Annotated in this window: 17 protein-coding genes and 4 pseudogenes; 9 read left to right on the top strand and 12 right to left on the bottom strand. The window is 47.2% G+C overall.

What is annotated here, in order from left to right; genetic code table 11:
• Nucleotides 1–106: 106 nt before the first annotated feature.
• Complete coding sequence (gene ahpF, locus JCM16496_RS00980; RefSeq protein WP_025831688.1) at nucleotides 107–1,666, top strand: alkyl hydroperoxide reductase subunit F; 1,560 nt, start codon at nucleotides 107–109, stop codon at nucleotides 1,664–1,666.
• Nucleotides 1,667–1,706: 40 nt separating this feature from the next.
• Here ahpF and JCM16496_RS00975 read toward each other — a convergent pair.
• From JCM16496_RS00975 to ruvB, 10 genes and pseudogenes are all read right to left on the bottom strand, one after another.
• Nucleotides 1,707–3,844: pseudogene (locus JCM16496_RS00975) on the bottom strand (S46 family peptidase).
• 16 nt (nucleotides 3,845–3,860) lie between these two features.
• Nucleotides 3,861–5,229, bottom strand: a pseudogene (locus JCM16496_RS00970) (TIGR00341 family protein).
• A gap of 9 nt (nucleotides 5,230–5,238) precedes the next feature.
• On the bottom strand, nucleotides 5,239–6,756 hold the full coding sequence (locus JCM16496_RS23225) for a DUF2357 domain-containing protein (protein ID WP_262482735.1): 1,518 nt from the start codon (nucleotides 6,754–6,756) through the stop codon (nucleotides 5,239–5,241).
• A gap of 8 nt (nucleotides 6,757–6,764) precedes the next feature.
• Nucleotides 6,765–7,721 carry a DUF2357 domain-containing protein gene (locus JCM16496_RS23220; protein ID WP_262482734.1) on the bottom strand — a complete coding sequence of 319 codons (957 nt, stop codon included), beginning with the start codon at nucleotides 7,719–7,721 and terminating at the stop codon, nucleotides 6,765–6,767.
• An 18-nt stretch (nucleotides 7,722–7,739) separates the two neighbouring features.
• Nucleotides 7,740–9,029: an McrB family protein gene (locus JCM16496_RS00960; RefSeq protein ID WP_209441588.1), complete on the bottom strand. Its 1,290-nt coding sequence runs from the start codon at nucleotides 9,027–9,029 to the stop codon at nucleotides 7,740–7,742.
• Between the two features lie 451 nt (nucleotides 9,030–9,480).
• Nucleotides 9,481–10,650, bottom strand: coding sequence for a DNA cytosine methyltransferase (locus JCM16496_RS00955; RefSeq protein WP_025831684.1), 1,170 nt, complete (start codon nucleotides 10,648–10,650; stop codon nucleotides 9,481–9,483).
• Nucleotides 10,647–11,861, bottom strand: a complete 1,215-nt coding sequence (locus tag JCM16496_RS00950) for a DNA cytosine methyltransferase (RefSeq protein WP_128809377.1) — start codon at nucleotides 11,859–11,861, stop codon at nucleotides 10,647–10,649. Before JCM16496_RS00950 ends, JCM16496_RS00955 begins: the two co-directional genes overlap by 4 nt.
• A 95-nt stretch (nucleotides 11,862–11,956) precedes the next feature.
• A complete protein-coding gene (gene dinD, locus JCM16496_RS00945; RefSeq protein ID WP_025831680.1) occupies nucleotides 11,957–12,784 on the bottom strand; it encodes a DNA damage-inducible protein D in 828 nt (275 codons plus the stop codon).
• A 193-nt stretch (nucleotides 12,785–12,977) separates the two neighbouring features.
• A pseudogene (locus tag JCM16496_RS00940) lies at nucleotides 12,978–14,425 on the bottom strand (lipopolysaccharide biosynthesis protein).
• 42 nt (nucleotides 14,426–14,467) lie between these two features.
• Nucleotides 14,468–15,505: a Holliday junction branch migration DNA helicase RuvB gene (gene ruvB, locus JCM16496_RS00935; RefSeq protein ID WP_025831678.1), complete on the bottom strand. Its 1,038-nt coding sequence runs from the start codon at nucleotides 15,503–15,505 to the stop codon at nucleotides 14,468–14,470.
• A 474-nt stretch (nucleotides 15,506–15,979) separates the two neighbouring features.
• Between ruvB and JCM16496_RS21220 the strand changes: the two genes are divergently transcribed.
• Together JCM16496_RS21220 and JCM16496_RS00920 are read left to right on the top strand one after the other, a co-directional pair.
• Nucleotides 15,980–18,376, top strand: a complete 2,397-nt coding sequence (locus JCM16496_RS21220) for a PL29 family lyase N-terminal domain-containing protein (protein WP_128809376.1) — start codon at nucleotides 15,980–15,982, stop codon at nucleotides 18,374–18,376.
• Between the two features lie 271 nt (nucleotides 18,377–18,647).
• Nucleotides 18,648–19,082 carry a DUF6078 family protein gene (locus tag JCM16496_RS00920; RefSeq protein ID WP_025831676.1) on the top strand — a complete coding sequence of 145 codons (435 nt, stop codon included), beginning with the start codon at nucleotides 18,648–18,650 and terminating at the stop codon, nucleotides 19,080–19,082.
• A gap of 178 nt (nucleotides 19,083–19,260) precedes the next feature.
• Here JCM16496_RS00920 and JCM16496_RS00915 read toward each other — a convergent pair whose 3' ends face one another.
• Nucleotides 19,261–19,986 carry a DNA alkylation repair protein gene (locus tag JCM16496_RS00915; protein ID WP_025831674.1) on the bottom strand — a complete coding sequence of 242 codons (726 nt, stop codon included), beginning with the start codon at nucleotides 19,984–19,986 and terminating at the stop codon, nucleotides 19,261–19,263.
• 131 nt (nucleotides 19,987–20,117) lie between these two features.
• On the opposite strand from JCM16496_RS00915, the gene JCM16496_RS00910 reads away from it, so the two are divergent.
• From JCM16496_RS00910 to JCM16496_RS24820, 6 genes are all read left to right on the top strand, one after another.
• On the top strand, nucleotides 20,118–21,122 hold the full coding sequence (locus JCM16496_RS00910; protein ID WP_025831672.1) for a M28 family metallopeptidase: 1,005 nt from the start codon (nucleotides 20,118–20,120) through the stop codon (nucleotides 21,120–21,122).
• Between the two features lie 25 nt (nucleotides 21,123–21,147).
• Nucleotides 21,148–22,380 carry a nucleoside recognition domain-containing protein gene (locus JCM16496_RS00905; RefSeq protein ID WP_025831670.1) on the top strand — a complete coding sequence of 411 codons (1,233 nt, stop codon included), beginning with the start codon at nucleotides 21,148–21,150 and terminating at the stop codon, nucleotides 22,378–22,380.
• Nucleotides 22,381–22,440: 60 nt separating this feature from the next.
• A complete protein-coding gene (ybeY, locus tag JCM16496_RS00900; protein ID WP_025831668.1) occupies nucleotides 22,441–22,854 on the top strand; it encodes an rRNA maturation RNase YbeY in 414 nt (137 codons plus the stop codon).
• 82 nt (nucleotides 22,855–22,936) lie between these two features.
• Nucleotides 22,937–23,188: a DUF3791 domain-containing protein gene (locus JCM16496_RS00895; RefSeq protein WP_025831666.1), complete on the top strand. Its 252-nt coding sequence runs from the start codon at nucleotides 22,937–22,939 to the stop codon at nucleotides 23,186–23,188.
• Entirely contained in the window at nucleotides 23,185–23,514 is a 330-nt protein-coding gene (locus JCM16496_RS00890) for a DUF3990 domain-containing protein (RefSeq protein ID WP_244440173.1), read from the top strand. The genes JCM16496_RS00895 and JCM16496_RS00890 overlap by 4 nt, the downstream gene beginning before the upstream one ends.
• On the top strand, nucleotides 23,496–23,666 hold the full coding sequence (locus JCM16496_RS24820; protein WP_369346646.1) for a hypothetical protein: 171 nt from the start codon (nucleotides 23,496–23,498) through the stop codon (nucleotides 23,664–23,666). The genes JCM16496_RS00890 and JCM16496_RS24820 overlap by 19 nt, the downstream gene beginning before the upstream one ends.
• A gap of 291 nt (nucleotides 23,667–23,957) precedes the next feature.
• Here the strand turns inward: JCM16496_RS24820 and JCM16496_RS00880 are convergent.
• Nucleotides 23,958–25,093: pseudogene (locus JCM16496_RS00880) on the bottom strand (aldose epimerase family protein).
• Between the last annotated feature and the right edge of the window lie 101 nt (nucleotides 25,094–25,194).

The raw sequence follows: 25,194 nt of genomic DNA, 5'->3' as shown, positions 1-25,194 counted from the left end.
TCCGTTTTCCTTTAAGATGTCCGCAGTACTTGTATAGAAGTACTGCAACCGCTCCATATCAGAGATATTAAAAGACAATTTCCTCACCCCAAACACCCTATTAATCATGTTAGAAACAACTATATTAGACCAGGTGCGGAGCGTATTCCAGCATTTGGAAGCCCGCTACGTCTTTCACATCACCTATCATCCGGGTCACGAGCAGGCACAAGAGCTTATCGGATACCTGAAGGATGTGGCAAGCTGTTCCGACAAGCTCTCCTGCCGGATGAGCGAGACAGAGAAGCCCGTGTTGGAGTTCACATTGCTGAAAGACGATGTGGAAACCGGCATCAAGTTCCGCGGCATCCCCGGCGGACACGAGTTCACTTCCCTCCTGCTTGCCGTGCTGAATGCCGATGGAAAGGGGAAAAATCTGCCGGACGAAGCTATTCGCCGCCGCATCCGGGCGTTGCAAGGCAGCATCAGCCTGCAAACGTATGTGTCGCTTACTTGCACCAACTGTCCGGATGTGGTGCAGGCACTGAACATCATCGCATTGCTGAATCCGCACGTCACCCACGAGATGGTGGACGGGGCGCTCAATCAAGAGGAAGTGGATGCGCTGAAAATACAAGCCGTGCCGTCGGTCTACGCCAATGGCAAGCTGCTTCACGTAGGTCGCGGTTCCTTAGGAGAGCTTCTGCAAAAGCTGGAAGAAGCCTTCGGCAGTGCCCCGCAGGAGAACGAAGCGCCGATAGAGAGAGATTTCGACGTGCTGGTACTGGGCGGTGGACCAGCCGGAGCTTCCGCAGCCATCTACTCTGCACGCAAGGGGCTACGGGTGGCGATTGTTGCCGAGCGCATAGGCGGACAGGTGAAGGAGACGGTAGGCATAGAAAACCTTATCTCCGTGCCGCAGACTACCGGAGCAGAGCTTACCTACGCACTCCGCACGCATATAGAGCACTATCCGATAGAGATTTTCGAGGAGCGGAAGATAGAAAAAGTAGAGTTGCAAGGAGCAGCGAAAAGTGTCTCCACCGTAGGCGGCGAAGTGTTCCATGCACCGGCAGTAATCATTGCCACAGGAGCAAGCTGGCGCAAACTGAATGTGGAGGGCGAAGCTGAATACATAGGACGCGGCGTAGCATTCTGTCCGCATTGCGACGGTCCGTTCTATCAAGGCAAGCATGTAGCAGTTATCGGTGGAGGTAACTCGGGCATTGAAGCTGCCATCGACCTGGCAGGCATCTGCCGTAAGGTAACGGTGTTTGAATTTGCCGATACACTGAAAGCCGACCAAGTGCTGCAAGAGAAAGCCCGGAGCCTGCCGAATGTGGAAATCTTCACCTCGTCACAGACCATAAAAGTCGATGGAAACGGGGAAAAAGTAACTTCCATCCGCATCAAAGACCGCCTTACCGACGAAGAACGCGACTTCCCGTTAGACGGCATCTTCGTGCAAATCGGTCTGGCAGCCAACAGCGCTCCTTTCCGCGACAAGCTGGAAACGACTCCGGCCGGGGAGATTAAGATTGATGCCTTCTGCCGTACCACACTTCCGGGGGTATATGCGGCAGGGGATGTGTCGAATGTTCCCTACAAGCAGATAGTTATTGCCATGGGCGAAGGGGCAAAGGCAGCACTTTCGGCATTCGATGACCGGATACGAGAAGTGATTTAGAAAATATCACCCATAAAGAAGTATAAGCAGGGGGCACACGTTAAGGATTGGCAAGCTTCAGCTCTTGAATCAGATTTCCTGCCTTCCCATACTTCTCAATCATAAACAGCATGTAGCGCACATCCACTCCGATGGTGCGCTGCATTTTTGGTTCATAGAGGATATCGCTGCTCATGGCTTCCCAGTTCCCATCGAAGGCAAGCCCTAAAAGTTCTCCTTTGTCATTGAACATAGCACTGCCGGAATTACCTCCCGTGATGTCATTATTAGAGATGAAACAGACGTTCATTTCGCCCTTTTCATCGGCATATCTGCCGAAATCACCGGAGGAAAGAAGGGATATCAACTCCGGTTGTACTTCAAAATCCACATCGCCTGCATGGGCTCTGACTTTCTCTAAAACACCTTTTGTAGTGGTATAGTAATCATACTTCGCTCCGTCGAAGGGGGCATAACCGCAGACAGTGCCAAAACTCAAACGCATGGTGGAGTTGGCGTCGGGATAGAAGTTACGGGATGCGTACATCCGTCGCACGGCAGAGTTGAACAAACGTTCATTCCGCTCGATTTCACCGGAAGCCTGCTGTACCTGCATATTCATCTCGAATAGCTTCGTGATGAGGTCGATGCCCAAGCTGATGGCAGGGTCGTTATATATCTGATAGGTGGTGTCCTGCTCCAGGAAACGCTTCAATCCACGGGGGGTAGTCAGCTCCGAGCGGGCATAAAGACTATCCACATAGGTACGCTCGTTGCCTCCGTATTCTGTCGCAATCGTCTGGTAGAGCTCGGGCAAATAGGTGGAATCTACTTGGGAACGATATTCTTTCAACAGTGCTGTAAACACTTCCTTGTCAATGCCCAAGTCCAGATTGGCATATTTCTCAACGATAGCTTTCAAATTGGCAACCACCGTTTTCTCCTCCCCCTCAAAGTCGAAGTTGAGGATGGACAAAGCAAGCTGCACCAGTTCCGGACCGTTCAGGAAAGATTCGGCAAAGTAAGCTCTGGCACGATAAGCATCACGGCGGCTCTTGTAGTTCAGCTCCAGGTCGGAAAAAAGATGCAGCAGATGTTCCCGTTCCTCCGGTGCCTGCTGTATCCAGCGACGGAGTTCGGTCTCCATGGCACGCTTCTTATCCAGCACATACAGTTTCTTGATGGTGCGGTTCACTCCTATACTGTTCTTCCAATAATTGGAACTTTCGTCGTATTTGGAGGCGTACTTGATGCGGATGCTGTCACGGCTATCCATTTCACGCTTCCAGATGGCCTGCTTCACACCACGGACATCTATCTGAGCCTGGTTGGTGGTGGTCATCATCTCTTCGATGCCGAAAGAGGAAAGGTAGCGTTCCGTACTGCCCGGATAGCCCATCGTCATGCAGAAAGAACCTTCGCGATAGCCGTCCAGGGATATCGGAGCCACGTATTCGGATGGTAGGGAACATTGTCGGGAGAATAGTCGGCAGGACGGTTGTCTTTGCCGGCATAGATACGGAATACGGCGAAGTCACCCGTATGGCGCGGCCATACCCAGTTGTCAGTGTCCCAGCCGAACTTGCCCACTGAGGAAGGCGGTGCAAATACCAGACGCACATCATTGTAGTCGCGATAAACGGAAAGCCAGAATTCATTGCCTCCATAGTAAGCATCCACAATGCCTATCAGCGTGGAGTCTTTACGGGAAACCTCTTCGCCAATGACCAGCATCACCGAATCTACTACATTTGTACGCTCAGATTCGTTCATATCCGGTTTTACTGCTCCAAGTACCCGACGGGTCACGTCTTGCTGGTGCAAGAGGAAACGGACGTAAAGTTCCGGATTAGGCAGTTCTTCACTAAGGTTGCGTGCCACAAATCCGTCTTTCAGATAGTCGTGCTCCACGGACGAATGCTGCTGTATGCTGCTGAAGCCGCAGTGATGATTGGTAAACACCAGCCCGTCCCCGGACACCACCACTCCGGAACAAAAGCCTCCAAAGCTGACTACCGCATCCTTCAGCGACGGGCGTTTCGTATTGTATAGCTTGTTGACAGACATCTGCAAGCCCAACTCTTTCATGGTCTGGCGTGTCTGCTTGTTCATATTTCCCAGCATCCACATCCCTTCATCCGCTTGTCCCGGCAGAGAAAGTAGGAAGCAGACAGCTATCAGTATAAATCTTATTTTCATTCCGTCAATTCTTGTATTATTCAGTAATCAGCCTCAATTGCTTGGCACCCGTACGCGCCTTGAGCCACTCCGCAATCTTTTCCTTCTCGTGTGCACCCGGATGTTTGCCGAATTTCAAAACGGCAAGGGTCACAGTATCCACCGTGCAGAATCTACCGCCAGTTCAATCGCATGAGATATCGATACGGTTTTTACCGACGGGTAAAGTACTTTCAGCTCCGGGATAATTTTCTTGCCTAATTCATCGAAGGTTTTGTATCTTTCCAGATTCTGTTCCAGTGTGGCAATCTTCTGTTTCTGTTCTACCAGACGCTGCTCACTGTTCTTGTAGAAGTCTTCCATCACCATGGCACGGATGGAAGAAATATCCACCGCTTCATTGTTCATGCCTTGGAGGACTATCAGCTTGGTATTGTCTAGCTTATAGTCTTTCATCTTGCTGCGGGCAATGGCGATAGAAGCTTCGGGTACCTCCTGCCCAATCAGCACGACACGTATTTCGTGGCCCTTGCCCTCGTGATGGATTTTCTTGTCCAGCACCTGCGTATTCTCAAAGGAGAGCTGCTCGTTGACAAAACGGTTGGCAGCACTCTCAAAGAAGGTATCCTGGACGATACCTACCGTCAGATAAACAGCGGGACACATGGTCAGGATAGCAATCAAGACGATATATTTACGTACTTTCTTCTCCCGGTTCTTATCCACAAACTCCTTGCGCTGGAAGTGCATCACGCGCACGCCCAGGAAAGTGGCAAGACTGATAAACACGGAATTGATGAAATAAAGATAGAATGCACCAAGGAAATAAATCAAGTTACCCGTTGCCAGCCCGTAGCCTGCCGTACAGAGAGGCGGCATCAAAGCCGTGGCAATGGCAACACCCGGAATCACATTTCCTTTCTCTTTGGTAGAGAGCGCCGTCACACCTGCCAAGCCGCCCATCAAGCGATGAATACGTCATAAATGGTGGGTGACGTACGTGCCAGCAATTCCGACTGCCCTTCGGCAACGGGACTCACCAGAAAGAAAATGGTAGCAGTGGTCACACTGAACAAGGTAGTTATCAAGAAGCTCTTCAAAGACCGCTTCATCAATTCAAAATCATTCAACCCCACAGAAAGCCCCACACCCATGATAGGCCCCATCAGTGGTGAGATGAGCATGGCACCGATAATCACGGCTGTGGAGTTTACATTCAATCCCAACGAGGCCATGAATATGGCGAATATCAGAATCCAAAGATTGGCTCCTTTGAATTCTACTCCCTTACGGATGGAATCTACAGTTTCCAGTTCATTGTCCTTGTCTTTGCGTAAATCAAGATAGTCTTTCAGAAAAGTCTTGATAGCGAAGGTATTTCTGTTGTCGGTCGTCTTTTCTTCCATTATCAATTATCAGTTTTCAATTTTCCCATCCAAAATTAGGCTATTTATGTCTCTCAATTTCACAAGCATGAACGGCATCTTGGGGTTACCCCAATAAACCGCTTCTGGCGGGATGTGCTTCACATCAAATGCCAATGTCCTCAGTTCAATATCTGTGCCACTTTCCTTGTGGATGCGTATCATAAAATAAGTAGAGCTACTCGGACTTGAAGGATAGCCTTCATCTGTAAGCCTGTCTGCCGTCCACACATCGTGATTAGACTTTACTATCTTGCGGATGCCTCCTGTCCATTGCTCGCCCTTGATGTGAAGTAGCAAATACTTGGCTTTCATCCATGGTGAATCTGCAATCTTATCCAGAGGGATGTTATACCATTGCTTATCCAATGTCCACTGGCGCTTCTCTGCGGATCCTGCCAAGGCAACCATAACCAAATCATCAGGCAGCATTCCCGCTTTTTCCTCTTCTGTAACGTATGCCAGCATACGCTGTGGCTTCGCTTTTTCCACATGACTCTCTATACTGAGTTTCTCCATCAGAATTGAGGTGAGGTGTGTCCGAAGAATACTTCCTTCCTTGCTTTTATCGACAGACGGCAACAAGGGAAAAGCCCCGATATTGACACTTTCCACACTGGCACTATAGTAACGCTTCAAGATGTTCTCGTCTTCTCCACGACCGGGAAAGAGTATGTAACCACCAATGATTTCCTTTGAGCGATAAGGCTCATGCTCCTTGCTATAGTATATGGCATCCCGGTAGCGATGCATCTGATTGATGGCATCGGTAGGCGGATAATCGCCGCCTGCCAGTCGCTCCGACTCCGCAATATCCTCTGCCTCAAAGTCTTTATCCAAATTCTTATCGTTTATTACACGATACTTAGCATCGTAAAGATAGGTCAGCACTATCTCGCCCGAAGCCTTACGAATGTTCAATACAATATCGGGACGCTGCTCTGTTGTGGCAGTATTTATACCCATGCCATACGCATCATTGCCGCTCCTCCGATTGAATGTGTGCTGATAATGCAGCGTCACCACATCCCCTTCGTGGGCACGAAGCATTGTCTTGCGTTCGTCACTGTCCTCTTCCGTTGCTACCGGATAGTGATACTCCACCACATGCTCCAAAGTAGAATCTGTAAATGGATTGAGCAAGGTTCCCTTTGGCTCTGTCACCAGCGACTCAAAGTCGGGTCTGTCACGCTTGATGCCCATTACCTCAGCCACCATCTTCTTCATCTTGATGAAGCACCACAGTTCGTAGATTTCCCAAATCTGTAGCGTTCCTATATTGGCGGCGCCATTGTATAAGTCAATGCCTCGTTTCAGTTTCAGCCAATCTTTATAAATCTGTTGATAGCCCGATCGACTTTGTAACACAAGGCTTTCCTGCCTCAGCCCGTCAAATCGGCCAATGGCCTTGAAGAATGGATGCTTTGATAATTTCCTGATGGTGTCGCTATATCCTATCCACACCAGACGGTGCTTTTCCGACAATTCTTCCTGTGTGGTAGCCAGCACCGTACGAATTACGCGTTCAGCCTCCTACCGATGCTATGCAGTGTATGCTTTACAAAGCGGTTCTCCAGAGTATCGTGGGTAGAGCACGACTCATCGTAACTGAAATAGTATTCTTCCAGTTTGCCCTCTTTCTCAACCTCTCCATATCGTTCCTCCATGGTTGGTGTCCAATGCTTTATCTGTTCAGCTTTGCGCGATGCCTTGTAGTTGATAATCCGTGAGTGGGGATTCTGCATTACCCGCTTCACATTCTTCACATAGTTGTCCACTACACTTTGGAAAGCACTCATCCATGTGGCATCATTATTTACATGACCACGGCTGAACTGCTGCAGTGTAATGCTGAGGTAACGGTAAATCACATCCGTATATTCATCGTTTACCTCTTTCAGTAAAGACTTGTAGTCACTCTTCGTGTCAAGCTTTGGCGAAACCACATCGAAGGTAACGAATGTGCTTCTGCTCTTTCCCCCTTTCCGATAGCTGAACTCCAGTCTGAATCGTCCTGGTTCATTCACAAAGTCTATGTTTCCGCTATAAGCTCTTACCGTATGACCGGTCTTGTCATAAGTTTCTCCCTGATAAAAGAAACTATCCTCAATGTCTTTTCTTACATGGCATATTTCGGGCACACCCTCCACGCCATAAAACAACACATTGATTTGGTACTTGCAGGTCTCATACATTACCGGCCACAGTTCTGTCCACTTGCTTCCTGTCTTATCCAGTTCTGCTGCTTCACGTTCCGTAAGCTCGCCGGTAAAGGGCTTGCCTAATTGCAGTTTGCAGTCGTCCAAACAGGTATATTCACAATATTCCCTTGGCGCACAGACTTCAGAATTTGTCCTCCTTGTGTAGTCTATGCGCCCTTTGAAACGTTGCCATGAATAGCCGATGTCCTGTGTGCGGACAACAACCTCATAGTCGCCTTCCTTGTGAATAAAACGTAGTACTTCTGTCTGCATATTATGATTTACAGTTTATTAAGGCCAAAAACGTGTGAACTCTTGATCCTCCAGTCGCTCTATCATTTCCTTAATCTTCTCCTTTGCTGTTTGCTGATGATTTTTGCCTTCATCATCATGGATGGCAATGGCTGGAGCCAGTTCACTCAACCATTCAAGGCGATTGCGGCAAGTCGCATCGCCCACCTGCAACGGTTCTTTCAAGTTAAACATATCGCTATCACCCTCAATACGAGGCAGAATCTTCATCAGCAGAATGCGGTCAAGGGCATTGTTGACAATGGTCTCCAACTCTTCTTCCGGAGCATTGTCAAGCATCACACCCACCATGATGGTCAGCTCATTCAGCACGCGATAGCTTACCTCAAATGGAGTACCCTTCAATGCCGCATTGATAGCCTCCAGTTTCTCAGGCAGCAGGTTCACTATTTCATCTGCCTTATCTGCATGAGCTTTCAGCACTTCATCGGCATTCACATACTTTTGTTTAAAAGCAGTTTGCCACTTTCGCTGCTCTTTTTCTTTAAGATAAACAAGGTCGTTGCTTCCACCAAACATATTCTTCAGCCTGCCACCATTCATCTCTATTGTCATGGCACGGTCTATCACCTTGCGTGAGAATTGGTGCGTGGTGTCATCCATATTGACGGTACCGATAATAATAACATTGTCAGGTAAAGTGAGACCTTCTGTGGTTAAGTCTGTACGTGAACCAATTTCCTCTGCAATATCACTTTCGGTATCAATATCATGCAGCCTCATATAGATGTCACGATCCGTGAAGTTTGGATTGAAATCGCCCATCTTACCAAGAGCCTTGAAATACTCAGATTCTATGATAACCCCGGTTTTTATCAAGCTCATATCAACCTCACCTGCTTCATTTTTAGGATGCTTACGTGTTTCAAGCACGCTCAGTATCTCAGCAAAGTACTGCTCTACCGGAGCAAGGTTCATCTCGTCAAGGCACACAAAGAATGGCACATCGGGGAACATCTTTGCCTTAACCAAAAACTTCACGAACTTCTTGAATTGGTAGCTCTTACTCAAATTGCTGTAATATCCAAGCAGCTCGGTAGAATCATGCCAGTTTGGCTTCACCTCTATCATGCAATAGTTACCCGGAGTAGTCTCATCTTTATCTTGCAGATACTTAGGGCATGACTTGAATGCCAACTCACGGACTATTCGGCTCTTACCCGTACCGGAGATGCCGGCAAGAAGAAGGAAGGGCTTGGTACGGATGGCGGTGAGGTATTTCATATCATTGTCGGCAAAATTCGATAAGTCCAGTTCATTTTCTGACAAAGAAATTTCTTGAACATTGGAAATATGAAATGCTTCGATAAGCTTATCTGTAATAGAAGATTTCTTTTGGCAAATTATCCCTGACGCTAAAAGCTCACCTTTACTCTCTACAAAGATTATTATATTGTCATAATGAGCCTTTCCTCTGCCAAGGAATTTTCTACATGTAACAAGCGCACTATTAGTCAATTTGTTGACATTATCTATATCATTCTTCTCGTCAATAATAAATCCCAAACCAACGGTGGTGTGTATTGTTGCTCTTACACCTTGAGACAATCGTACTTCCAAATTCCCTGGACGAGAGCCAGAACCAGTCGCATATATTTCAATATTATCTATTTCAAGCAAATCCGAAACGGCTTTTGTGATATCATCGAATTTCTTTGTTGAAGTATTACTCAATCCTCCGTCATATTTCTCCAACATTTGCTTATATAAATCGTTAATCTTATCTAACATATCCATATTGGTTTTGTAAGTAAATACTAATTGAATCCTTAAATAATTGAGGGTACTTTATTAATGTACTATCCAACACTCTCTTCTCAAATCCTAATGTCGCCTTCAAAGAAAGTGGTTTAAGAGGATGGTTTAAGAAGTTCAATATCGGTACATAATTAATGCCTAAAGGATAGAAACTTGCATGAACTCCCATTATTTGACCGTTATGACTGATTGCTGCTTTCGGCCAAGGTCTTAGGTTTGTCCGAAATAGTCTGTTCTCGTTTAATGGTTCTAATATAGCATGCTCGATTCTGTTACCAATCCAATGTGACACTGTCGTATTTACGGCATTTCCAACCAATTTCCACCTCTTACTATCTTTGTATCCATTTCTTTGAAGTACATTCGTCCATCCTTCTGGGAAGCCTTGCAGTCTTTCTGCATCCTCTATTGTAGGTGTACCAAAGAAATTATTATGAATATCCCAAATAGCAGGCGAAGATGGCAATCCTAAAGATGACCCACATTTTAGTGGCGGGATAGAATCTTTTGCCCATCCTATTCCTATTTTACCCTCTGTCCAATAAAATCCATAAGCATCAGCTTCTAATTCATCTGTGCCCAACTTGTCACTTATTGTTGCATTGACATCTTCATCTATAGGAAATAAAATATCTTTTGGATGTATGATATTTGAAGCAAGAAAAATAAAACGAGGTCTCCGCTGTGGAATTCCAAAAGAGCGAGGGTCAATTAAGCGGTATGCCCATTGATATCCATAACCTGACAATCTCTGTGTAATTAAAGAGATAGCCTCTCCTTTATTCAATGAAAGAATATTAGCTACATTTTCAATTAATATAAAGTGCGGACGACGATTGTTTTCAATCAATCTAAAGATTTCGTTCACCAATGAAGATTGCTCACCTGTAATTCCTCTTTTATTTCCAGCGATACTTAGATTTTGACAAGGAAACCCTCCTGCCAATAAATCAGCGGGAGCCAAATCCAGGAGTTGAGTAACATCTCCATCAATATGGATATTGGGATAATGAGATTGTAAAACACATCTCGCCTCTGGCATAATCTCACATAATTGTACTGTAGCCATACCACCTTGGGCAAGGCCATGTTCTATGCCACCTATTCCTGCAAATAATCCAATTGTATTCATCTAAATAATTCTAATCCGATAATATATGTTAACTTTGGAGGAACTGCATTTCCTATCATTTTTTGTAAAGCGACTCTTGTAAGAGCTGAGTCAAACTTGAAATAATCAGGAATAAACTGAACTCTTGCAGCTTCATGTGGGGTAAGCGTTCTTTTTTCATACGGATGTCCAAAACGCCCTTGACCTATGCTTCCGAAACCACTGGTAATAGTGGGTGCGGGATTATCTGCATACATTCGGCTATAAACAGATGTATATCTATTATCTTCTCTTTGCTGACATTTTGGCCTTAACTGATTTGGTAGTTCATAAAGATTATGTTCAAAGAGGTATTCTATTCTTTCTTGATTAAGTTTAGAATGTTTCGCAGATGTATCGAATGTTTCATTCGAAGAAGTATTTCTGAGATCGTCAATTGCCCACCATACTCCATTGACATTCTCACGTTGATAGGGAGAAAGATCAAACGGAATATCGTGAAGTGTTGCGACTAAGATAAAACGACGTCTATTTTGCGCCACTCCAAACTTTGATGCCATTAATAAATTCTCGTGGAGATGATATCCCAATTGGCGCAAATATTCCTCTGCCGTTTGAAGAACATGATTTTTATCATGCCTTATACCTTGTACGTTTTCAATTACAACAAACTTAGGCTTTGTCAATTCCACAAATCTTATAACTCTAAAAATCAATTGATTTCGTGGATCATCTCGCCTCGTATGATTATTCAAATCACTATGACCTTGACAAGGAGGCCCCCCAATTACCATATCAATATTACCTACGAGCCTTAATGTGTTCTTTTCCGCTTCAGTAATATCTGTTCCTAATTCCCCATCAACGAATTTCAGAATGTCATCATTTACAACATGGCAATCAGGAAAATTCAACGCATAATTATATGCCGCATTTTTCTCAAAATCAATAGCAAAGACAGGTTCAACATTTACTCCCGTTGCCCTTCCCGCCTCAATCACTCCTAAAGTCATAAGACCTGCACCCGAGAACAAATCAACCATTCTAATAGATTTACGAATATCTGTAATCACAGGTACCTTTTTGCTCGTTAACCAAGCTTTATCGTAATCCTCAGGACTACAAGAATACTTAAAGGTGTCCGAGATGATATAACTTTTGGTAATACTACCATCTCTCATCTGTACACTTCTTGCTAAAAGTTTATTTTCTATTGAATATTTTTCAATCATATCTATGCATCTAAGCCCCTCAATTACGATGGGGTAAAAACATTTTGCGAGTTCACTTCCTATTCCTCTCAAATCATGGAACGCCTCGTAAAACACTATTTTTTCTTTGGCAGAATCCTCTTTTCTTCGGATGCCAATCTACGTTCTACCTTCTTAATATCTTCTTCGGCTGGCATATCCTCTGGTATGATACCTCGATCCAGAAGCATCTTACGTACAGCAAGATTGTTGTCCACATGCTCACGTTCGATACTTGTTACTCCATTCAAGTCTTTCTGCTGGACATTAACGCTAGTCATCTCGGCAGCAAAATCCTTTGCCTTGATGCCGAGGGTTGGCAAAAAATCAGCCAAAGCGCATTTCTCCGGTGCTCCGAGCTTACGCTTGAGCGCAGAAGTGTTCATGCGGAAAAGAGCTTGGTCACCCTTACTACGAATAATACCGAAACCTTTATCATCCACTCCACGCTCATAAAGAACGCCCGATAGCCGCTTCTCAGTTTCAGCCAACTTGTGACGTGCCTGTACACGGTCATAATCAAGAAGACGTTGTTCTATTACCTCTGCCACACGTGTCTGTACGGCAAAATAGTTCTGAGCAAAAGCCACTTCTGATTTACGAGAATCGCCATTCTGAGCTACAAGATAACAAGCATAGCGAGTAAGCATAACATCTTCAACGGGACGCTCGGAACCACTACCTAATGCGACCATTTTACTGACGTCGGTAAAATGGTCATTCGTCTCTACACCGGCATTTCGGCAGGCCTCTTGTGCTTTGCCCAAAACATTCTCAAACGTTTGCCATTTGGCATAGCCTAAAATGGGATATAATTCGCGAGCACTCCAGCACTCCACGCCTTCGTATTCGCATGCAATGGATTCAAATCTTGCGAGAAGATTTTGTATTTCTTCTGATTTAATCATCCTTGATTCTGAATTTATTGTTTACTCTTCTGCACAGTCCTTGATTACAAAACAATCTTTATGCAATTGGTTTTTCTGTCCATTGTGCCATTTCATTGTTAATAATAGTGCAAAAATAATGCTTTTCTTGACAGAATTGCGAAATACCCAAAGATAAAAGAGAATGTTTATCAATCTAACTTTACCTTCTCTAACCCCTCTTCACCAGCCTGCCGATGAACGGAATCTGCCTCAACGGCAAATCGCGCTTCACAATGTAGCCGATGAAGACCAGCAACAAGACGGTACGGTACGTCATACGGAGGTAGATATTATCTATGGGCACATATTCTGCCGCCACATAGAGCACCACCGCCAACAGTACGTATGCGCCGATTGCCTTCAGGTCATACTGAATGGGATACTTCTTCTGCCCTACGAAATAGGACAGAAGCATGGCGATGCCATAGCCACAGAATCCTGCCCAGGCACAAGCCATATAACTGTATCGGGGAATCAGAAGTATGTTCATCACTACCAGCACCGTGCAACCTATCAAGGAGAAATAAGCTCCCCAACGCGTTTCGTCAATCAGCTTGTACCAGAAGGAAAGATTGAAATAGATACCCATAAAGATTTCGGCAGCCATCACGATAGGCACTACCCGCAATCCCGGCCAGTAATCAGGGCCGATGATATAGCGCAAAATATCCAGATAGAACATGACAGCCAGGAATGCCAGCAGTGTAAAGATGATGAAAAACTTCATGGCCTGCGCATATACCTGCTTATTGTCTTTGTCCCGGCTCTTTCCGAAGACAAAAGGCTCGTATGCATAGCGGAAAGCTTGTGTAAGCATCGCCATCACCATAGCAATTTTGCTGGCAGCCCCATAAATACCCAACTGCACGGTAGCTTCCGCCTCATCCGGATAGACAAAAGGAAAAATAATCTTATCGGCCACCTGATTCAAGATACCCGCCAAGCCAAGTACCAGTAACGGCAGACTGTAAGCAAGCATCCGCTTCAGCAGTTTTTTATCCAGCACATAAGCAAACCCGCGTAGCTCCGGAATCATGCAAAGCATAATGGTAGAGGTGCATATCAGATTGAAAAGGAAGGCATAGCCCACGTCATCCCCTTTCATCCCTACATAATAGACCAGATTCAGTGCTATATTCAGGAAGATAAACAGCAGTTTGAGTGCCGCAAACTTAATGGGACGCTTCTTGTAGCGCAAATAAGCGAAAGGAATGCTTTGAATGGCATCCATCGCCACCACAATCATCATCATGCCCACGTACCAGGGATGCTCACTGTACTCCATCCATCCGGCAATAGGGTCGAGAAACAGCAACCCCAACGCAAGGAAGGTAAGCGCCCCCATACTCACGCTGAGCAATGTCGTGGAGTACACCCGCATCGGGTCATCCTCCCCTTTATTGGCAAAGCGGAAGAAACCGGTTTCCATGCCGCACGTCAATAATACCAGCATGAGGCCACCCACGCATATACATTCGTCACTACGCCATAGCCGCCACTCTGTGCGGACATCGCCATGGTATATACGGGCACCAGCAGGTAATTGAGGAAACGCCCCACAATACTGCTCAGCCCATAAATGGCAGTTTCTTTTGCCAATGATTTTAATCCGGCCACTTCTTTTTAATGATTAATGGTTAGTGATTAATGATTAATGAATCACTCGTCGCCAAACAAGGTACGCTGGCTACTATAGAGACTCCGCCCCAAATGCTTGTAGGCAAGCTCCGTCACTTCACGCCCACGGGGGGTACGTTTCAGGAAACCTTCTTTTATCAAGAACGGTTCATAGACTTCCTCTATCGTGCCGGCATCTTCGCCCAAAGCGGTGGCAATGGTGGTCAGTCCCACCGGGCCTCCTTTGAACTTGTCGATGATGGTGCAAAGTATCTTGTTGTCTATCTCATCCAGACCATATTTGTCGATATTCAGGGCTTCGAGAGCAAACTGTGCGATTTCCGTATCGATGCTTCCCGAACCTTTCACTTGGGCAAAATCGCGTACACGCCGCAGCAATGCATTGGCAATACGCGGTGTGCCACGGCTGCGGCTCGCAATCTCGGCGGCAGCCCTTACGGAGCAAGGCACATCGAGGATGCCGGACGAACGACGGATAATGCCGCTCAACACATCATCATCGTAATATTCCAGATGCAGGTTGATACCGAAACGGGCACGCAGCGGAGCTGTCAACAGACCGCTACGCGTGGTAGCTCCCACCAGCGTGAAAGGATTCAAATCAATCTGTATGCTTCGGGCGGAAGGGCCTTTGTCTATCATGATGTCGATGCGGTAGTCCTCCATGGCTGAGTACAGATATTCTTCCACTACGGGGCTCAACCGGTGTATTTCGTCGATGAAAAGTACATCATTGGGCTCCAGGCTGGTAAGCACTCCCGCCAAATCCCCCGGCTTGTCGAGCACCGGACCGGAAGTTATCTTGAAACCTACTCCCAGTTCGTTGGCAATGATATTGGAAAGTGTCGTCTTTCCCAGTCCCGGAGGACCGTGAAGCAACACATGGTCCAGCGCCTCACCTCGAAGGCGGGCCGCTTTCACGAAAATGCGCAAGTTATCAACCACTTTGTCCTGCCCGCTGAAATCCTCAAAATTCAACGGACGGAGAGCGTTCTCAAAATCGCGTTCCTTGCTGCTGATGGGTTGCTGGTTGCGTATATCAAAATCTTCTTGTTCCATTCCAGATTCCTTTGTTTTCTGCAAAATAACTAATTTATTTTGAGATAGCACTCATCCCCTTTCTTTTTTCACACAAGTAAAGGGTGTATGGCATGCCTAGGCACACTCCATACAACGGGACATTATCCTGCCCGGAGGCAAATTACAGAAAAAAACGATAGAAATAGAAAGATATATGCTTGAAATATATTAGCTTTGCCATTGGAAAGGAGGTGTCCTATCCAAAGACATATTTAAAAAGAAAGAAGCGTTATGCTTATCTTGTGAATTGGAAACCTGAGAAATTTCATAATTACACACAAGGATGGCATAGTGGTTCTCACGCTATAGCGTGGGCTGCTATTCTACATTCGTGTGTATAGGTTTTCTCAGGACCTCCAATTCAGAACGTGGCATCTGCAGTTCACGCTTCTGTGTATATAAAAACAAGGGTCTTTGAGGAGCTGGGAAAGACCATACACACATTTTAATGCTATGAGAACAAAGCTTTTAGCCCTTGCAACCTGCGCCTTTACACTGGCATCCTGCGGAGACGATTGTGACCACACCGATTTGTGGGAGAAAATCAATGAACAAGAAACGCGCATCGAAGCGCTCGAAAACTGGCAACAAGTGGTGAACAACAACCTCGCCTCTCTGCAACAGCTGGTGAACCAGAACGACTACATCACCAAAGTGACACCAGTGGTGCTCGACGGACAGACCGTGGGCTACACCATCGAGTTCAAGAACTCTCCCTCCATCACCCTCTACAACGGAGCCAAGGGCGACCCGGGCGACACTCCGCAAATCTGTCTGGTGCAGCAGGAAGACGGCAACTGGTATTGGACGCTGAACGGTGAACTGATGACCGATGCCGAAGGCAATCCCATCCGCGCCAACGGACAAAACGGACAAGACGGGGAAGACGGAAAGGACGGAGAAAACGGCCAAGACGGAAAGCCCGGGCAAGACGGAAAACCGGGAGCTGCCGCCCCCACTCCGCAAATACTGACCGGCAGCCAACTGCCCGAAGGAGCCGTGGTGACCAATGGCGGAACAATAACACCCGATGCCGTATACCTGAGCGTGGACGGTGGAAGAACCTGGACGAAAGTCTCCGGCAACAAAGGAGAAACGGGAGATAAAGGAGAAACGGGCGACAAGGGAGAAACCGGCGCTACCGGGGAGCAGGGCGAAAAGGGTGAAAAGGGCGATGCCTTCTTCAAAGAGGTGAAGACGGACAGCGAAGGCTACTACGTGACATTCGTACTGACCGACGGCACCGAGATAGTACTGCCCACCGCCCAATGGGCCAACGCCTGGGAAGAGAAAGTAAACGCCCTGAATACCAACGTGCGAACCCTGCAAGCACTGGTGAGCGGCAAGCAATACATCACCTCCGTGGAAGAGATTGCCGGAACCCCGGGCGGCTACACCGTCCATTTGCTAGACGACCAAGGAGCGGCACAAACCGTGACCATCGTCAACGGCAAGGATGGCGAGAAGGGAGAAACCGGAGCCACCGGCGATAAAGGAGACAGCGGCCTCACCCCTACCGTAGAAATCAAGGGGGGCACCTGGTGGATTAACGGTACAGACACCCACATAAACGCCACCGGAGCACAAGGCGCTACCGGCGAAAGCGGAAAGACACCCGACTTCCGGCTGACGGACGATGGCAACCTGCAATACAGCTTCGATAAAGGTGGCACATGGACCACATTGGGAAACGTGAAAGGAGATAAGGGAGACAAAGGCGACACCGGCTCCACGGGAGCTGCCGGCGGACAAGGAGCCACCGGTCCGCAGGGTCCGCAAGGCGATGCGGTTTTTGCCAAAGACGGTGTAACCGTCAACAGCGAAAAGGGATATGTAGAGTTTACCTTGGCAGAAAGCAAAGGCTCTTTCAAGATTCCCCTTTACCAGGATTTAAAGCTTACCTTTACCGACCCGGGTATTCTGACGAACGGCATAGAGTCGTACAACTCAAAGATAACCATCGGATATAGCATAGGAGGCAACGATGCCGCGAATGCCAGCGTATCTGCCGTGACTGATAATGGCGACTGGAAAGTGGCTGCCGTAAGCAATAGCCAGGTGGAACTGGAAGCACCCGGGATAGGAAGTACCAATCTGATGCTCTTCCTCGCCGGTAAGGAGGGACGGACTATAGTGTACACAGTGAAAAGCATACAGTATAAAGCCTACACGGCAAGCAATGAAGTCCTCACCATCGAGGGAGACGGTACGTATATTATCAAAGGAAACGGCACAACGCAAACCACGGGACACATTATCATTAAAGGCAATGCCAAAGTAACCCTGCAAGGTGTCAATATCAAGCCCTCTACAGAAGAATCTGCCATTACCATCGAATCGGGTAGCTCCACTCTTCTTTTAGAGGGAGAAAACCGCGTAGAAGGCTACGGGGATGGAAAAGCCGGTATCTATGTGAAAGAGAATACCACACTTACTATTGAAGGTAACGGTAAATTGGATGCAATCGGAGCGCTCAAAGCTGCCGGCATCGGCGGAATTAATGAAAGGTCATGCGGTCAAATCATTATCCGCAGCGGAACCATTTATGCCGAAGGTGAGAAGGCAGCAGGTATTGGTTGTGGCAATCACGCTAATTGTCAAGGAATCACAATCACCGGCGGCAACATTACGTCCCATGCCAAGGGTGGTTGGACTGTCGGCGCTTTGGGTGCCAGCAGTGAGAATGGTAGTCCAAATGATGTGAAAAATCGGTGCGAATTCGTCCACATGAGCAATTGCACCATCGACGTCAATATGAACGGTATACTCGCCAAAGAAGTTACCCCTAATGTAAGTAATGCAGAAGCCTTGAAAGCCGCCAATGTAGTCTATACAAAAACAAACAACTAAATTGAAGAAGCTGTCAAAAGTATGCGAGTACTTTCATTATGCTATATTTTAACATGAGTTCGACGAATTCACAGAGTAACTTTAAATTCGTCGAACTCACGTAATCCGTACCTTCTCTCCCCCTCCTGCCACTTTTACCCCAAATTCCTCTGCCCAAACATTTGCAGGCTCACACTTTCTTCCTACATTTGTGCAGAATAACCAGCCATTTACTGACAGCAAGCCGAATCTCTCCCCCTGCTGAAAGCACAATGCATAGAACACGCTACTTATGAAAGAAGAAATCCCCTTTACCCAAGTCCCCTTCGACTACCCCTTGTGCCTCGACAACCAATGCCCCAAAGCCGCCACCTGCCTCCGCCAGCTCACCATGCAGAGCATGCCTGCCGAAAAGGATTACTGGAAAATCATCAGCCCCAAACGCCTTGCCACCGTCAAGGGGGAATGCCCCTTCTACCGCTCCAGTCAGAAGGCGCGCTACGCCAAAGGCTTCATGAACATGCTGAACAGCCTGCCCTACAACAAGCGGGGAATCGCCATCGCCAACCTGATAGCCGGCTTCGGCCAGCGCACCTACTACCGCGCCCGCAAAGGCGAACGCCTGCTGCTCCCCGAGGAGCAGGAATCCGTACTGAACGTCTTCAGACATCTGGATGCCGGCACGACCCCAGAGTTTGATAGCTACGTAGAAGGCTACCTTTGGTAACGCACTGACCATCAGAGACTAATTTTGCCAACCCCTTGCCTCACCTTTGGCAAAAGTTTGCCATGCCTATGGCAAAAGTTTGCCAACGCGGTGGCAAAGTCTTGCCAATAAGGTGGCAAAAACTTGTCAACTTGTTGGCAAGAAGAGCAAAATACAGTTTAACGATTTTCATTCCCCATCAGCGCTTCATAAACTCCTTGCGCTCCTCCTCCGGAAACTTCTCTATGGCATAGCGCAACATCGTTCGCGGCATCGTCCTGCAATACTTCTCCAAGAATTGTACCAGCAAGTCCTTGTCCCGCTTACCCATCTCCCGGAGCATCCATCCTACCGCCTTTTGCATCAAGTCATGCTTATGATGGAGCAGCCGTTCCGAAAGGGCTAATATGTCGATGAAATCACCATTTTTGATAAGTGTATAGGTAGATACCACGGCAATGCGCTGGTCCCAAAGCAGCGGACTATCTGCCAGCCGGTAGAGGTCTTCGCGAGGTTTGTCTTTCAAATATTCGCCCACAATGCCGGGGGCAGACAAATCGACCAAATCCCAATTATTGATACGGCCCGTTTGCGAAAGGTAGAAGTCATAAATCTCCTTTTTCCCCTTTTCATCGCTCTTTTTGAATCGCTCCACCAGCATCAGCAAGGCACAAAGGCGACACTCGTGCCATTCACTCTGAAGCAAGGCTGCCATTACCCCGAAAGGTTCGTGCTTGTGCTGCCTGGCCACCTGCCGGGTGTTCGGCACAACTACTCCCAGAAACTTATCCCCCTCGCCATACTGCCCCTTTCCGGTCTTGAAGAAACGGGGCAGATACTCCCTTTTCACCGGGTCGATATACGCCTCCAACTCCTGCTGAATTTGTGCCGAGACGCACGCCACTTCTTCTGCCTTCTTTTTCATCCTTCTCTCATTTGATTTACACGGATTTGAATTCATCCGCCAATGGACAAAAATACAACATTTATATAGAAACTATGGAAAGTTATCTTTAATTTTGCAACCGGTATGTCCAATCCTTAAAACCGTACGACATGTATAAAACTGTTTTGGGAGCAATCTGCTGCCTTTCTTTCGCACTATCCTTACATGCACAATCTCCACAAGAAAAGGGGTTGCAAAGCATCAGCCACACTTCGGCCGAGGCTATTGTCGGCTTTCTGGCCGACGATGAGCTGCAAGGACGCGAAGCAGGCATGCACGGTTCACGACTGGCTGCCCGCTATCTGGCATCCTGCCTGAAAGAAGCCGGCATTGCCCCGCTGGAAAAGGACAGTTATTACCAACCCTTCGAGGCTTACAACAAGGAACGCCAACAACGGGGACGGTGGCAAGTGCATCCCGACTCCATCGCCATCCTTAAACAAGGCGTCCACCGCATCCTGCAGATGAGTAATGTATTGGGAACCATCCCGGGAGAACGACCGGATGAATATGTCATCGTAGGTGCCCACTTCGACCATCTGGGTGTGGACGAGACGCTGGCAAACGACCGGATATACAACGGTGCGGACGACAATGCCTCCGGTGTCTCTGCCGTCCTGCAGATAGCCCGTGCATTTCTTGCCACCGGACAGAAGCCTCTGCGCACGGTCATCTTTGCCTTTTGGGATGGAGAAGAAAAGGGATTGCTCGGCTCAAAATACTTTGTACAAAGCTGTCCTTTCATCAGCCAGGTGAAAGGTTATCTCAATTTCGACATGATAGGCCGTAACAATAAGCCCGAGCAGCCTCAACACGTTGTCTACTTCTACACCGCCGCCCACCCCGTATTCGGCGACTGGCTGAAGCAGGACATTGCACGCTACAGCTTGCGCCTGCAACCGGACTACCGCGCCTGGGACCGTCCCACGGGAGGAAGTGACAATGCTTCTTTTGCCCTGTGCAACATCCCCATCATCTGGTACCACACAGACGGACATCCCGATTATCACCAGCCTTCGGACCACACCGACCGGCTGAACTGGGAGAAAATGATAGAAATAACCAAAGCAGCTTTCCTCAACGCCTGGAATCTTGCCAACAAAAACAAATATTAATCCACTAGAAACAAAGTAACGATACATGGTTTTAAATTACATCTGGGTAGCTTTCTTCGTCATCGCATTCATCGTGGCTCTCTGCAAACTCATCTTTATGGGTGATGTGGAGATATTCACAGAACTCGTCAACTCCACCTTCTCCTCTTCCAAAACAGCTTTTGAAATATCCCTGGGACTGACGGGAATACTTGCCCTCTGGCTCGGTGTGATGAAGATAGGCGAAAACAGCGGTATGATTAACGCCCTCTCCCGTTGGTTGAGTCCGGTATTCTGCCGCCTTTTCCCCGAAATACCCAAAGGACATCCTGCCATGGGCTCCATTTTCATGAATCTCTCTGCCAACATGCTGGGGCTGGACAATGCCGCTACCCCGATGGGACTGAAAGCCATGAAGGAACTCCAGGAACTGAACCCGAAAAAGGATACTGCCACCAATCCGATGGTAATGTTCCTTGTACTCAACACTTCGGGACTGATACTTATCCCTGTCAGCATCATGATGTACCGTTCGCAGATGGGCGCTGCACAACCCACGGACATCTTTATCCCCACACTGATAACGACTGCCGTCTCAACGGTCGTAGGAGTGATTGCTGTGAGCATAGCACAGCGCATCAACCTGCTGAACAAGCCCATACTGATTCTGATCGGCTGCATCAGCCTTTTCTTTGCCGCGCTCATTTATCTGTTCACGCAAATAAGCCGCGATGAAATGGGCGTATATTCCACACTGATTGCCAACATACTGCTGTTCTCCATCATCCTGCTGTTCATCCTCTGGGGGCTGTGGAAGAAAATCAATGTATACGATGCCTTTATAGAAGGAGCCAAAGAAGGCTTTACCACTGCCGTACGCATTATCCCTTATCTGGTTGCTTTTCTCGTTGGAATCGCCGTTTTCCGCACTTCCGGCGCCATGGATGTACTGGTAAACGGCATTGGTTATGTGGTAGGACTGTTCGGCGTAGATACCAGTTTTGTAGGTGCCCTGCCCACTGCCTTGATGAAGTCACTGAGCGGTAGCGGTGCCAACGGACTGATGATTGACACCATGAAGCAATATGGTCCCGATTCATTCGTCAGCCGTATGAGCTGCGTGGCACGTGGTGCTTCGGATACTACGTTCTATATCCTTGCTGTGTATTTCGGCAGCGTAGGTATCACCAAAACGAGGAATGCCGTGACGTGTGGGCTGATTGCCGATTTCTCCGGCATCATTGCAGCGATTATTATCAGTTATATGTTCTTCTTCTAAAGAAACAGTCTTAATCACGGGAATGTAATTTCAATCGTAAATCGTAAAATCGTAAATAAAATGATTAGTTATCAGACAGACGGCGTTGAAATGCCCTCCATCAAGAAGCGTGAAACAACGGAATGGATAAAATCCGTAGCCGCCACTTACGGAAAAAGAGTCGGTGAAATAGCCTATATCTTCTGCTCGGACGAGAAGATACTTGAAGTGAACCGCCAATATCTGCAACACGATTATTACACAGATATCATCACTTTCGACTACTGTGAAGGCAACCGCCTCAGCGGCGACCTCTTCATCAGCCTCGATACCGTACGCACCAATGCGGAACAGTTCGCGGGAAACGACTACGAACGTGAGCTTTACCGGGTCATCATCCACGGCATCCTCCACCTTTGCGGCATCAATGACAAAGGGCCGGGAGAACGGGAGATTATGGAGGAGGCGGAGAATAAGGCGCTGGCGATGAGGTAATCTTCTTGATATTCGCACCTTTAACACAAGATAGTTGGGTGAATCCATTAGATTTGATAACTTTGTACAAAGATGTGCAAAGATGACAGAACGTAAGATTGAAGACCAAATGATATTTGCCGCTTCCTGCGTGGAGAGTGCGGCACGCGCATTGGGCATGTCCTCCAAAGACATGTACAACCGGATGAAGCGTGTAAACCTGATTAACGGCTATATTTTGAAACACTATGAAGCCATTCATAGTGAAAGCCGTGAGCACGTGACTGAAAACATTATCGGTTGCCTACACAATTGGGAAAAGCGTAAACCAAGAAAGGAGGTTGCTGCAGAATGATTGTCTATCATGCCGGAACAGAAATAATAGAACACCCGTTAGTAGGTATTGGCCGAGACAAACTCGATTTCGGAAAAGGCTTCTACGTCACCAATATACTGGAACAAGCTAAGACATGGGCAGAGCGAATGTCTTCGTATCGTGGTAAAGAGCCTGTCATCAACAAATATGAGTTAAATCTAGAGATAATTTCTGCCAAGTACCGTCATAAGAAATTCGAGCGATACAACAATGAGTGGTTACATTTCATTATCAATAACCGAGGAGGCAAAGATGACTGGAAAGCATATGATGTGCAGAAGGTGGTGTGGCTGACGACCGTGTAATAGATACAGTAGAACTTTTCACAGGTGGATATATCACCGAAGAACAAGCAATAAATCGTCTGATTCATCTTACCCCCAATAATCAACTATGTATCATCAACCAGCAATTGGCAGATGAATGCCTGACATTTATAGGAACTGTTAAACTTTAAAACGGATTTGCTTATGCTCAGCGATTTATTATTATGGAACAAGATAGGCCGCATCATTACTCAAACAGCGAAGCAACTGAACATAGCTCCTGAACGCGCCTTTGACATATTCTATTCATCAAAAACCTGTGAGCGCCTTCACGATCCTAAAGATTACCTATATTTAATGGGCGACCTATATATTGTAGATGAATTAATATTGGAATTGCAATGTCGGTAAATACTAAAGAGGATATACAATAAGAGGTGTGTCAAAATGCGGGAAAGCACACAGATGACACACCTTCTTATTTATTTTTTCACCGAGAAGCGATAGATGCAATGACTGTCATACTTCTCTCCCGGCTTCAGCAATGCAGAAGGCCATTCCGGCTTGTTGGGCGTATCGGGATACTTTTGAGTCTCCAGACAGACAGAAGCACGATGACCGTACACGACACCTTTCTTTCCGGTCAGTGTGCCATCCAGGAAGTTACCGGCATAAATCTGAATGCCTGGTTCGTTGGTATAGACATCAAGCACAATACCCGTTGAGGGAGATTCGAGGGTGGCACACGGGCGGTGACGTCACCCTTCGTATTGAGTACCCAGTTGTGGTCATAGCCCTTGCCGTTCTTCAACTGCTCAAAGTCATTGTCAATACGGGCGCCAACAGCAGTAGGAGTGCGGAAATCCATATCCGTACCTTCTACGGAAACAATCTCACCGGTAGTCATGAAGGTACTGTCCACGGGGGTATAAGCATCTGCATCGATAGTGAGCAGATAATCCGAATTGGACTTGGAGGGGTCACCGTCCAGGTTAAAGTAAGAATGGTTCGTCATATTGACAACAGTGGTACGGTCTGTCTCGGCACTGTAACGAATGTCGATGGCATCGTCATCTGTCAGCGAGAAAGTGACCTTGCAGGTCAGGTTACCCGGAAAGCCCTCCTCTCCGTCTTTCGACAGATAAGTCAGTTCCAAAACCTGATTGCTCAACTGGCGGGCATCGAACACTTGATATTGGTATCCCTTGGGACCTCCATGCAGGCAATGACCGTAATTGTTGCGCGGCAGCTGATACTCTACCCCATCCACTGTAATCTTACCCTGGTTGATGCGGTTGGCATAACGTCCGATGGTAGCGCCGAAATCCGAAGGGAACTTGATGTAGTCCTGAATGGAATCGAAGCCCAGCACCACATCACGCATAACGCCATCCTTGTCCGGCACCATCACTGATACAATACGTCCACCGAAATTCGTAATACAAACTTCCATACCATTCTTATTCTCCAAAACAAACAAGTCTGTCTGCTTGCCATCCACTTCCGTACGGAAGTTCGCAGGTTCCAGTCCGGAAGCAGTCTTTTCACTCGCCTGCTTGCCCGTGCAGGCAGATGCCAATAGCATCACGCTTGCCAACAAAGTCATCATCTTATTCATAAAAGTAGCAATTAAAATTAGTTTGAAAATAAAGCAAGATACCTTTACCTCATAGCGTAAGGCTTTCTACACACTGTGATAAAAGGCGTTACACTATGAGG

It is taken from the genome of Bacteroides rodentium JCM 16496 (assembly GCF_000614125.1).
Lineage (GTDB): Bacteria > Bacteroidota > Bacteroidia > Bacteroidales > Bacteroidaceae > Bacteroides > Bacteroides rodentium.
Note: the sequence above shows the minus strand (reverse complement) of the source record. Positions and strands in the feature narration are given on the sequence as shown.